The 11,971-nt window shown below is 66.8% G+C and carries 7 protein-coding genes and 3 pseudogenes; 6 read left to right on the top strand and 4 right to left on the bottom strand.

Annotated features, from left to right (window positions below; translation table 11 throughout):
* Positions 1 to 39: 39 nt before the first annotated feature.
* Positions 40 to 165, top strand: a pseudogene (locus tag ABZ877_RS30730) (IS5/IS1182 family transposase); the annotation flags it as partial.
* A gap of 582 nt (positions 166 to 747) precedes the next feature.
* Here ABZ877_RS30730 and ABZ877_RS30725 read toward each other — a convergent pair.
* Both ABZ877_RS30725 and ABZ877_RS30720 read right to left on the bottom strand, forming a co-directional pair.
* Positions 748 to 972: pseudogene (locus ABZ877_RS30725) on the bottom strand (fic family toxin-antitoxin system, toxin component); the annotation flags it as partial.
* A gap of 140 nt (positions 973 to 1,112) precedes the next feature.
* Positions 1,113 to 1,736: a TetR/AcrR family transcriptional regulator gene (locus tag ABZ877_RS30720; RefSeq protein ID WP_361077726.1), complete on the bottom strand. Its 624-nt coding sequence runs from the start codon at positions 1,734 to 1,736 to the stop codon at positions 1,113 to 1,115.
* A gap of 126 nt (positions 1,737 to 1,862) precedes the next feature.
* On the opposite strand from ABZ877_RS30720, the gene ABZ877_RS30715 reads away from it, so the two are divergent.
* Positions 1,863 to 2,807 (top strand): alpha/beta fold hydrolase, encoded by a 945-nt coding sequence (locus ABZ877_RS30715; protein WP_361077665.1) that lies wholly within the window; start codon positions 1,863 to 1,865, stop codon positions 2,805 to 2,807.
* A 243-nt stretch (positions 2,808 to 3,050) separates the two neighbouring features.
* Here ABZ877_RS30715 and ABZ877_RS30710 read toward each other — a convergent pair whose 3' ends face one another.
* Positions 3,051 to 3,530 carry a hypothetical protein gene (locus ABZ877_RS30710; protein ID WP_361077662.1) on the bottom strand — a complete coding sequence of 160 codons (480 nt, stop codon included), beginning with the start codon at positions 3,528 to 3,530 and terminating at the stop codon, positions 3,051 to 3,053.
* 323 nt (positions 3,531 to 3,853) lie between these two features.
* Here ABZ877_RS30710 and ABZ877_RS30705 point away from each other — a divergent pair, with 323 nt between their 5' ends.
* Both ABZ877_RS30705 and ABZ877_RS30700 read left to right on the top strand, forming a co-directional pair.
* On the top strand, positions 3,854 to 4,276 hold the full coding sequence (locus ABZ877_RS30705) for a hypothetical protein (RefSeq protein ID WP_361077659.1): 423 nt from the start codon (positions 3,854 to 3,856) through the stop codon (positions 4,274 to 4,276).
* A gap of 450 nt (positions 4,277 to 4,726) precedes the next feature.
* On the top strand, positions 4,727 to 7,921 hold the full coding sequence (locus ABZ877_RS30700) for an RHS repeat-associated core domain-containing protein (RefSeq protein WP_361077724.1): 3,195 nt from the start codon (positions 4,727 to 4,729) through the stop codon (positions 7,919 to 7,921).
* Positions 7,922 to 8,375: 454 nt separating this feature from the next.
* Here ABZ877_RS30700 and ABZ877_RS30695 read toward each other — a convergent pair.
* A pseudogene (locus ABZ877_RS30695) lies at positions 8,376 to 8,621 on the bottom strand (transposase); the annotation flags it as partial.
* Positions 8,622 to 8,932: 311 nt separating this feature from the next.
* Between ABZ877_RS30695 and ABZ877_RS30690 the strand changes: the two are divergent.
* Both ABZ877_RS30690 and ABZ877_RS30685 read left to right on the top strand, forming a co-directional pair.
* Positions 8,933 to 10,996 carry an NACHT domain-containing protein gene (locus tag ABZ877_RS30690; RefSeq protein WP_361077657.1) on the top strand — a complete coding sequence of 688 codons (2,064 nt, stop codon included), beginning with the start codon at positions 8,933 to 8,935 and terminating at the stop codon, positions 10,994 to 10,996.
* Between the two features lie 351 nt (positions 10,997 to 11,347).
* A complete protein-coding gene (locus tag ABZ877_RS30685) occupies positions 11,348 to 11,872 on the top strand; it encodes a hypothetical protein (protein ID WP_361077654.1) in 525 nt (174 codons plus the stop codon).
* The last annotated feature ends 99 nt before the right edge of the window (positions 11,873 to 11,971 follow it).

Here is an 11,971-nt window from a genome sequence, read left to right as displayed (position 1 = left end):
TGACCACGGGCCTTCCTCTTGCGGTCGGTAACCCACGGTGTGGGGATTGTTGAGCGGCTGGAACCGGATGAGCTGTGGGAGTTGTTCCAGCGGGTGGTGCCGGAGGCGCCCTCGCGGCCGCAGAGTGGCGGTCGGCATCGCCATGGCGACCGCGAGGTCTTGGCCGCGGACCGGGGGAGAGCCAATGCCGCAATTTGCGCCGGCGACGGCGCTGGCAACGTGTGAGCAGGCACTGAGGGACCTCATCACCGCGGTGCCAGGCGTGGTTCTGTGCAGCCCGCGGACCCGCGCTGCCCTGGCCCGTGGCCGGTGCGCGGCTTGCTCGCAGGGCGGCGATCGCCCGCCACTGGGCACAAGAAAAGACCCTGGCTGGACGGGGGGAGACCAGCCAGGGCCGCATGGGGTGTGGCAGGCGGAAGGCTCCATGGGGCTTCAGCGCAGGCGATCGTGCCCATCGGCTATAGGTGAGGCCCGGGGACACTGCCCTCTCCGCAGCCACACCCCTCTCAACGCCGTGCCGGGCAGGGTGTTCCGCCGACGGGCGCACCAGCGGGTGAAGTGAGGCACATCCCGCCGGGGCAGCCGGCGCCGAAGCGAGGCCTGAGGGTAGTGCGCCGCGGCCCGGCGGCGGAGGAAGACCTCAGGACCAGACACGCCCCCGAGGGATCTGGGCCGCGCTCGGGCGCACCGCGCTGGGGCGGCCTCGCCGCCGGGCCACGGGACGATGCCGACCAGCGCGAGGCGGTTTCAGGCGACGGTCCAGTCGCGCAGCTGGCGTGCGATGGAGGCGACGCCTTGGGCGCTGGTGGCGGCGTCGCGCACCAGCTCGGCGGCGGCCTTGACCGGGTAGTCCAGGCGTCGTTCGTGGAGCATCAGGTAGGCCTCGGTGGCGTGCCAGGCGAAGGCGGCGTTGGAGTGCTCCAGGCAGGGCAGCCGCGCCAGGGTGTGCAGGAGGGCTGCCGCCTTCAGGTAGGGGTGGCACGCGGCTGCGTACCAGGCAGGCCAGACGTCTTCGCCAGGAGCATGCGACAACGCTACAGGCTGCTACCAGATGAAATAGACCGAAGCCCCCGGCAACTCTCACAGTCATGGTCCGTTGACATCGCCGACGGCTACGTCTGCGCCTGGGGCGCACAGTCGAGGAAGATCCGGTCGAGGTGGTAGGAGAGGACTGCGGCGGCGGACTCGGTGCTGCGCTGGCCTACCAGGATGCTGGTGCCCAGTCCTGCGGACATGGCCAGCAAGCTGATCGCCTCTGTGTGCGGATCCGTTCCAGGCCGCAACTGGCCGTCCGTCGCCGCCTGTGTGAGCAGTTTGGTGACGGTGGCTTCGGCGGTGTCGGGTTCCTTGATGTACGGCTGAGCCGCGAGCGTTGCGTCGGTGACCGACAGGACCGCGTAGGCCGTGTACAGGTGGTGGAACACCCGGCTTTCCTCGTCGGTGGGCAGCGCCGCCCAGAGCAGCGCCTCGATGATCGCGCGCGGTCCCGGATCGTCCCCGGCGGCCTGGACGCGGGCGGCCACGCGGCGCCCGAAACGTTCTGTCACATGTCGCAGCCCGAACAGGAGCAGCTTCTCCTTGGACTCGAAGTAGTACTGCACCAGCCGAAGGGATACTCCTGCTTCCGCCGCCACGTCACGCATCCCCACCGCATGGAGGCCGAGCCGTCCGGAGGCGCGGATAAGAGCTTCCGCGATTTCGGTCCGCCGTTCTGCATGGTCCACCCGCTTGGGCACGATCTGTTTCTCCACTTCCACGAGCCAGGGCTGTCGGGGCTGGGCCCCAGCCTCACATTGATACAGCTGTACCACACATCATGGTACGTTCGTATCATCAACTGTTCCGACCTCTTGGAGGGAACCGTGCCCGAGTCCGTCCCGCGTCCTCCGGCCGATGTCGGCCGCTACCTCGACGTCACCCGACGCGAGCGGTACTTCGCAGCGTGCGACGCGGTCTTCGCCCTGGGAGCCACCGCGTCCGCGGAACAGGAGGTGGAGACGACCTTCGGCACCACACACGTCTACCGCTACGATCCCGCCGATGCGGCCGCCCGCGCCCGCACCCCCGTTGTCCTTCTGCACGGCGCAGGCTCCTGCTCGGCCATGTGGTATCCGAACACCCCCGCGCTGAGCGCCGCCCGCCCGGTCTACGCGCTCGACACCCCGGGAGATCCCGGCCGCAGTGTGCAGCGCGCCCCGATCCACCAGCCCGACCACGCGGCACAGTGGCTGGACGAGACCCTGGCCGGACTCGGCCTCGACCAGGTACACCTTGTCGGCTCCTCCTACGGCGGCTGGCTCGCCCTCAACCAGGCACACCGCAAGCCCGAACGCCTCGCCTCGGCCACCCTCCTCGACCCCGGCGGCCTGGAGAAGATCGGGCTGCGCTTCTTCACCTGGATCTTCCTCAGCCTCTTCGCCACCTTCGCCCCCAAGGCGCTGCGCCCCCGCCTCGCGGCCTGGCTCGACCAGCCCGCACTGGTCGTACCGGAACTGCGCGCCATGATCCACGCCAGCAGACGTGCCTTCCGCATTCGCCGCCCGGCGCCCCTGCCCCTGTCCGACGCGGAACTGGCCGGTATTCGCACGCCGTTGTACCTGGTGATCGGAAAGCGCAGCCTGATCCTGCACCCGCGGCGGCAGGCCGAGCGCGTTCCCCGGCTGATACCGGGCTCCCGGGTCGAGATCGTCGCCGGCACAGGCCACGGGCCGCAGATAGACCACGCCGAACAAGTGAATCGCCTCATGCTGGACTTCATGGAGTCCACCGGACATGACCAGGCGAAAACCGGCGAACGAGAATCTTGAAGACGCTGCCTCGCAGCAACCGGCAAGCGGTGCCGCCGGCTCGTACCGACATCCGCAAACTGACTCGCGGTCACACCACAGAGAGTGGACCAGAGCCTGAGAACGGACAGCAGATGTTCACCACTTCGGAAGGCGGACGTGGTCGGCTCTGTTCGATTCTTCCTCATTGCCTTTTTCGCAGGCCTGGTCGCCCTATTCGGTTGGGTCGCCAAGGGCAGCCGGAACTGAAAGCCGTCCTGTACATCATGCGCGACCCGGTCGACCGGACGATCCCCATGGGTCGTCCGGTTTCAACTGTTCATTGAGGAAGTTGGACAAGGCCTCGGCGCTGGGGTCGCGCTTTTCGCTGCCGGTGCGGGCACCGCGACATGCAGCGCGACTTGGGGATCCGACGCGACCCGCGAGGCAGCCATGGCTGTGTTGCGCGCCGCTGCCGACAGGCTTCCCGACCAGCCGGTTGCAGGAGCTGCACTTGCGGGTGCTCCGACCATGGGAGCAGGTGCCTTCGTTGTAGGCGCTGCCTGCTTCACTGCAGCTGAGTACATCGGCAACGAAGTCGAGAATTCTGCAATTGACGCCTGGTCGTAGGCGTGGTGCAGAGAGGAGAACAATGAGGCAGTTGGAACAGATTCCGCTTGCGAACAGCGGGCGGCTCATGCCCGACGGGACCGCGGGGTTGATCATTTTCCTGAGGGCGATAGCCGTCATCATCGCGATGATCATTTACGGGCGGTCGACGCGTAAGCGGAGGCGCTGACTCATTGCCCCCCAACCTGCTCCCGAGTGAGGGCGGTCAGCGTTGGACCGGAATTCCATGGGGTGCGGGCGTATTGGCGTTGGCCTGGGTGTTGCTGAGCGGGTGCTATGTGCTCGATCGTCGTGGTGTCGACTGGTTGGGCCTTCCGGAATGGTGGCGATGGTTTCGTGGCAGGAGGAGATCGAGCGGCGGGAAGCTGTCGAGCGGGAGCAGATCGGCGAACTGCAGGACCGAACAGCTGGCCGATAATGCAGCGGTGCTTGCGCGGCTGGAGATCACGCGGGAGACGATGACGGACATCCTGTCCGGTGACGTCACCGTACCGGGCCAGGAAATAAGGGAGACCGAGCCGGTGGATCCGGGCCTGATGGGTGAGGTCCGGGCGGCGGCGGGGTCGCCGGTGGGGGTGCGTCTGATCCCCGACTACCACCCCGGCCTGGCCGCTGCGGAACTGCCGCCCGTGTACCAGGACATCGTCGAGGTCCTCGCTGACGCGGTGCATCCGATGCGGGCACATCATCTGCGTGCGGCACTGGGCCTGTCGACGGACAAGAGCAAGGTCGAGGGCTTCCGCTCGAACGTCGAGCGGGGCTGGCTGACCGAGGCGGAGCCGGGACTGTTCGCCGCGCCGGCGGCCGCGAATGCGCCGGAGCAGGATCAGCCAACTGCGGTGCCGGGTCACGCCGGTGTGGACTCGGGCCCTCGTCCCTAGCGTCGAAGGTGCCATGCGGGGGCCCGGGGTCGTGGGTTTTCCGTCATCCTCTCGCCGCTCATATACGTGCAGCGCACAACTTCAGACCGCGACACGCGCAACCGTGGCCGGTATATGACGGTTTGCCGACCGGTAGGGGAGGGGCTGGTTCCGTCCCGCATGAAGAACGGCTTCGGGGGCAGCCCGCGCTGTTCTGTGGGGTTTTTGTGTGAACGTGTGTGCTCCTCGTGACCATTGGGGTCAACGAGATGTGTCTTCCTGTGGGGGGAAGTCTTGATGCAACGCACTGAAGGTGCGCTCCTTTCGCGTGCCCGCAACAGATCGCGGACGGCCGCGCTGGCGGTGCTGGCGTCCAGCGCGCTGGCCGTGGCGCTGCTGCCCGCGGCCACCGGCGCGAGCGCCGCGAACGATCCGTCCTCGGCGTGGGGCAAGGACGCCCCGTCGTTCTCGATGCCCGAGGTGAAAGTCGGCTCCAACCGGCCGGTGGCGTCCGAGGCCGAGCGGACCCCGACCGACGAGGTCGCGGTGTGGCGCGCGGCGCAGAAGAAGCGCGCCCAGGGCGGCACCCCGGCCGCCGCCCGAAGCGCCGCCGACCCGACGCTGCTGGTGTATGTGCCCGAGGGGCAGGGCGCGGTGCCCTGGCACCGGATCAGCGACTTCGCGATCACGGACGCGCTGACCGCCCGGATCGACTTCTCGACCGGCAACCTGATGCTGGCCGCCACCGACTTCTCCATCGCGGGCGTCGGGCAGGACCTGACCCTGGCCCGCACCTACAACTCCCTCGATGCCCCCTGGGGCACGGTCTCCCAGCGCTGGTGGCAGCAGTACGAGCGCTACCTGGAGACCTTCGACAACGAGATCGTCCTCTACGACGCCTCCGGCGACACCGTGCGCTTCACCAAGAACAGCGACGGCACCTTCAAGACCCCGGCCGGCTACTCCAAGGACCTGAAGAAGAACACGGACGGCACCTACACGCTCACCAACTGGAAGTCCGGCTCCAAGGACACCTACGACGCCGGCGGCAGCCTCACCAAGGTCACCGACCGCAACAAGGGCACCATCACCGTCACCCGCCACGGCAAGACCGGCAACGATCAGGGTTTCAAGCTCACCGAGACCCGCTCGGGCCGCTTCATCGACCTGGTCAAGACGGACGCCTCGCAGTGGCAGGCCAAGGACAACTCCGGCCGCACCGCCGTCTTCGACCTCGACCCAGACGGCAACCTGGCCCGCACCACCGACGCCGAGGGCAAGACCACCACCTTCGGCTACGACACCTCCGGCCGCATCACCAAGATCACCACAGCCGAGGGCCGCGTCACCGTCTTCACCTACGACGACGCCAACCGCGTCACCTCCATGCTGCGCGGGACCGGCTTCAACAGCGACGGCCACACCGGCCCGACCTGGACCTACAGCTACACCGCCACCAGCCCGACGGCGGCGGGCACGACGAAGGCCACCGACCCCGAGCAGCACGCGACGTCGTACAAGCACGACGGGGACGGGCAGGTCACCGAGGTCACCGACGCGCTCGGCCGCAAGCGCTCGACGAAGTTCGACGCGAACCACAACATCGACACCTCCACCGACGCCATGGGCAGCGGGTCCACCGCCGGGAATGTCACGGATTACGGGTTCAACACCCGCAACAACCTGGAGACGATCAAGTCACCGACGGGCGGCCAGTCCGTGTCGAACTGGCAGACCATTGCCGGCGGCGACGTGCCCAAGGACTCCACCAACGCCGACGGCGAGAAAACCCAGTTCACCTACGACACCGCCGGAAACACCAAGTCCGTCGCCCAGACCGGCACCGGCGGCGGCAACGTCTCCTACACCTACAACCCCTCCACACCCACCTGCGGCGGCTTCGAAGGCCAGCGCTGCGCGCAGGAGACGAAGATGACGTCGTCAAAGACGGTGAAGACCTCCTTCACCTACGACGACCACGGCAACCTCACCAAGGCGACCCCGCCCTCCCCGCTCGGGGCCACCACCTACACCTACGACAGCCTGGGCCGCACCGAGACGATCACCGACGGCCGCGGCATCAAGAAGGTGTTCGTCTACGACAACCTCGACCGCATCAAGACTGTCTCGACCACCAACGACACGGTCCGCTACTGGTACGACGGCGACGGCAACCTGCGCCAGCGCGACGACTCCACCGGCACCATCAAGTACGAGTTCGACCCGCTGCAGCGCGAGACGGTCCGCACCCTGCAGGACGGCTCGCAGACCCTCCTCGCCTACACGCCCGCCGGAAACGTGGACTTCTACCAGGACCCGGCCGGCAAGACCGACTACACCTGGAACGAGGTCAACACCCTCTCCTCCCTCAAGGACCCGCAAGGGCGGGTGACCACGTTCGAGTACAACCGCAACGACAAGCGGACCGTCACCAAGTACCCCGGCGGCACGACACAGACATACACCCTGGACAACTCGATGCGTCCCAAGGCGATCAAGACGACCAGCGCCAAGGGCACCCTGGTCGACCTCGCGTACACCTACGGTTACGGCACCAACGCCGGCACCGACGGCGACAAGATCCGCACCAGGACCGACAACGCCGCCGGCCTGAGGACGACCTACACCTACGACGGGGCGGGCCGCTTCTCCTTCGCCGAGGAGAAGAAGGGCTCCACGGTCAACTCGTCCTGGCTGTACTGCTACGACCTGGCCGGCAACCTCACCAGCCAGGGCGTAGCCGCCGGCTGCCCGGGCGGCACCACCTACACCATCAACGACGCCCAGCAAGTCACCTCCAAGAACGGCTCCTCGACCAACTGGTCCTACGACAAGGTGGGCAACGAGACCGCCGGCGCCTCCACCCCCGAAGACACCCGCACCGGTGAGACCTGGACGGACCACAGCCAGCTCACCTCCCTCACCGTCGGCGGCAAGAGCTACACCGGCCAGTACAGCTCCACCGACCAGAGCGAACGCATCCGCCTGGGGGACACCTACTTCCACAACGGGCCCATCGGCCTGGCCGGAGCCTCAACGGCGGGTGTGGACACGGGATTTGTTCGCGAGCCCGGGGGCACGTTGAATTCCATGACCCGCAGCGGCAAGGCGTACTACTACCTCACCGACGCCATCGGCTCCGTCATCGGCGTGACCGACGAGTCCGGTGAGAAGACCAACACGTACGCCTACAGCCCCCGCGGCGTCACCCGCACCACCATGACCAGCGAAAAGGTCGCCCAGCCCTACCAGTTCGCCGGCGGCTACCACGACATCACCGGCCTCTACCATTACGCGGCCCGCTACTACGACCCCAACATCGGCCGCTTCACCCAGCCCGACCCCTCCGGCCAGGAACAGAACCCCTACCTCTACGCCGAGGGTGACCCCGTTAATCGGATCGACCCGTCGGGACTGATCGCTTGGGCGAAGTACGGCGAGTCGTGCCTCAAGGGAGGAGGCGAAAGCGTGGCAGTCGGGGCGTTCACTGGGGCAACAGAAACAGGCGTCGGTGCTGTGGCTGCTTTCGCGGGTGGATGTGCCACCGACGTGGCCCTTGAGGCCCTTTCTGATTACGGCGGTAAGGACGGTGGGTCCGCCAGCAAGGCTATCGACTATGTCCTGAAAGCCAAGGACGTCATCGACATCGGAAAAGCGATCCTGTAGGTCCGCAAGAGGAGAAGAAGGTGAACGGCTTGGTGCTCGTTATTCTCATCATCGTGGCCGCCGCTGCGGCAGGCTTCACAATGTGGGCTCAGTCCTCCAGCGCGCGCGATTTCTGGCGACGTCGTCAAGGGAGATAAGCATGCACCCCGCTTTGACTGCACTGCTTGCGGTCGCTGCGACTCTCTTCTTCTTCGGCATCACCTGGTGGCTCACCTCGAACCGGACCAAACGGCACTGAGCTTTCCTCTGATCCGATTTCGGGGAAGCGGGTTCTTCGCCTGACGACGTCGTCCGAGAAGCTCCGACTACCGATATCGGTAGTCGGAGCTCACCTTATGTGTGCGCGCGTGCGCGCCGCCAACGAAGTCACCGTCGACTGCCGCCGCGTCGCCCGCCTGTCCGCCGGCATCCTGCACACCCTGGTCGCCCTGGCCAACAGCCCGCGTCGCCACCGGCGCAGCCGAGCGACGTCGATCCGGCCCTGGTTGAGTCCGCCGTACAGAGCTCCATGCCCACGGCGGTGTTCGGGCGCGAGCGCGAGATCGACCAGCGTCCGCACCGGCCCGTCCGTGCACAGCAGCGCGTCGCACAGCTCGAACAACGCGTCGTCACATGCGGCCAGACACGCGTACAGCTCCGAGCGGAAGTGTGGCACTTCCGCGAACGCATCCGGCAGGACGCTCTGGTGCACCAAGCTCACGGTCACGGCCTTCGCGCTGATCCACTCTGTGACGGAGCACAGGATCAGACGGAGACCAACTTCCTGCCCGTTGAACTGCGAAAACGCTGACCAAGTTCGATCCGCGTTCGACGCCAGACCATAAATGACAAGGTCAGAGTCTGTGCCTGATGCTGACATGCCAATAGTCAGCTGGCGTGGTCGGCCTTGTCGCAACTGCTGCTGTACCTGCGTGAGGTCCGGCATGATGACTTACTGTGCGCATGCGGGGGATCAACCAAGGGTCACAAAGCCTGAGAAACCGACTGTGGCTGACGGCAGGAGCCACCGTAGTGCTGGCGGTGGGACTGGGGTCGTACGTCGGGCAGGAGAGGGTTTCAACCTTATTCGCGATGGTTGTGACGGCTGTGACGCTCGTTCTGAGCGTGGCCAGTTTCCACGCGGCCCGCGCCGACGCCGCGAAGGGCCTGGACGTGGTGGTGCAGCAGTTGGCAGCCGACGTTCAGCGGGAGGCGGACGCCAAGGCGACCCAGCACGAAGTGGTCGACTCCTCTGCGCTGCCCGTCGCTTGGCACCCCGCCGAGTCCGGACTGGTCGAAGGCTGGGCGGACGTGGTCAGGATTGCCCGTGGCCTGCCCGGTGGTTCATCAGGTGATGCCGACGCCTGGCCGGTGGACGTGGCAGGGCTGGAGGGTGCCTACACGCAGATCGGCGAGGTTTTCACCCGGCGGGTGCCCACACGCCGCCTTGTGGTGCTGGGCGAGCCAGGATCCGGCAAGACCGAGCTGCTGATCCGTCTGCTGCAGGAACTGGCGCGACCGGGGAGTAGCGGCCCGGTGCCGGTGCGGTTCTCTCTCGCGTCCTGGAACCCTCACGAGGACGGTCTGAAAGAGTGGATGGCTGAGCAACTGCGTCGCAACCACAACGTCGACCTCAGGCATCCTGCCTCCGCGGAGTCGCGGGAGCTCGACCGGGCCGAGGCACTGGTGGATCGCGGACTTGTTCTGCCGCTTCTGGACGGGTTCGATGAAATTCCGCCCGTCCTGCATGCCATGGCCCTGCACGAGATCAACAGGGCTTGGCGGACGAGACCTTTGGTTTTGTCGAGCCGCACCGACGCCTACCGCGCCGCCCTGAGTCAGCCGGACGCCAGGCGGCTCGACGGTGCCGTCGGTATCCAGTTGGTACCGCTCACCCCCGGCCCCGCCGCCGACTACCTGCGCCGCGGCCTTCCCCATCCCGAGCGATGGGATGCGGTCATCGCCGGTCTGGGGAGCGATACTCCCGTCGGTCAGACGTTGAGCACACCGCTGGGCCTGTTCCTCGCGCGCACCATCTACGCCCCGCCGCCACGAGTCGGGGCAACCGAGTCGACTCCGCATCCGGACGAGCTGTGCGACACCACGGTCCTGCGCACGCGCGACGAGCTGGAGCGCCATCTTTTCAGCCGCTTCATCACAGCCGTCTACGAGGACAGGGACGTGCGCACCAAGCAGCCCCACTGGTCCGCGCAGCAGGCTCGTCACACGCTCGCCGTCCTTGCCCGGCACCTGGAAGATCATCGCGGTGGCAGTACGGACCTGGCCTGGTGGGAACTCGGCCCGGCGGTGCCCAGCGGGCCGCGATTCCTGACCGCCGCGCTGGTGACCGGTCTCATCGGTGCCGTCACTGTCGGACTTGTCGTCGGTCTCGCCTTCGGGCTCGGCATGGGGCTTGTCGGCATGGTGGTCGCTGGCCTTGCGTCCGGGTGCGCTTCCGTCGTCGCCCTCAGCAAGGCAGAGGCCACCGTCGTGTATCCGAGCTCCCGGTTCCGGTCCGCCCTCACCTTCGGGCTCCTGGCGGCGCTGTTGACAGCGCTCGGTGTGTACCTGTTTATCGACGCGCGCGTTGTCCAGATCGCCGGCGGGGTCGCCGGGGTCTTGCTCTGGGAAAGGCTCACGGGAAGGCTGACGCTGGAGCGAGCTGACCTGGCTGTCAGGGTCGGGCCGGGAACGCTGGTCGTGCAAGACCGCCGGATCTTCCTCCAGATCGTGCCGCTGTACGTCCTGGGGTTCGGGGCCTGGGGCATCTTCACGTGGGGGCTGAAGGGCTTCTTCTGGGGCATACCCGCGTTCGGGATCGGTGGCGGGCTGGCTGTTGGGCTCACCGTGGGTCTGGCGGCAGGGTTCTTCGCCGGATTACGAGAGACGGCATGGCCGCAGTTCGCCGTAACCAGGGTCTGCCTGACGATGCGCAACCGCGTCCCGTGGTCGTTGATGGCGTTCCTCCAGGACGCGCACGAACACCGCGGCGTGCTGCGCCAAGTCGGCACGGTCTATCAGTTCCGCCACATCGGCCTGCAGCGCTATCTCGCCGAGCAGTCCAGCAGCGACGACGCGGCTCTCCCGAGAACCTGAGAGCAGGATTCCCTACCCGGCTCGACTGGTTGGGCTGGACACAATGACTGGTCATAATGTGACCGCATGGTCAGGGACGGTGTGCCCCGGCGGAGGCTGACCTGCTGCGCCAGCAAATGGACGCGTGGGACACCAAGGACGATCCTTGAACCGGTGACGTGACAGACGGTGCCCGCCCTTGTCACGCTCCTACTCGTCCTGTTCGGGCCACCACCGGGTCCGTGCGCGACTGAACCTGCGTTTGATGGCCCCGGGGGCAGCTTGGCCCCAGTTCGCGCTCTGCATGGCATGATCTGACGGCGGTACTTGGCCCCGTCCGGGCCGAGATCTCGGCTGTGAGGGAGACGTTAGGTGGCTGTCCCGTGGGGGCTGTTGATTTCCACCGCGGGTGGTGTTGCGGCCACTGTTGTGGGCGTCATCGCAGGCGGCGTGGTCGGGCGGCGCAGCCAAAACCGGCAGTGGCTGCAGGAATCACGGACTGCGGCCTACGAAAGGTTCCTCCAGGCGTTCGGCACCGTGGAGATGGAACTGCGCCACGCCTTCCTCGACAGGCGACCGCCGACAGTCGTCTGGGAGCCGTTCAATGCGGCACTGCACTCGCTGTCTCTTGTGGCAAGTCCCAAAACCGCCGCCGCGGCCGACAAGATCTGCGACCTCATCGAGGAGTTCACCATCCTCTTCCACGGCCGTCAGCCGACAGATCTCGACGAGCTTCGGCCGATTCACACTGGCCTGCACGAGGCGCACTTGAAGTTCGTCAACGCGGCCCGACGCTCTCTTGATCCGTCGCAGGAGCACGTTGAGCGGGCCTTGGGCGGTCCGTCAGCGTGGCACGGAGTCGAGTCCTATGCCCGAGGTAATCAACCTGCGGATTGATCGGATGGCTCCGGATACCCTGGCCGCGGTCATGAGAGGAGTCCTGGCGAGGTCAGCGCAGGGTGGTGGGGCCAGGGGAATCGTCTGTGGCTTCTGCGT

Source organism: Streptomyces sp. NPDC046939, from assembly GCF_040644575.1.
Classification (GTDB): Bacteria; Actinomycetota; Actinomycetes; order Streptomycetales; family Streptomycetaceae; genus Streptomyces.
Note: the sequence above shows the minus strand (reverse complement) of the source record. Positions and strands in the feature narration are given on the sequence as shown.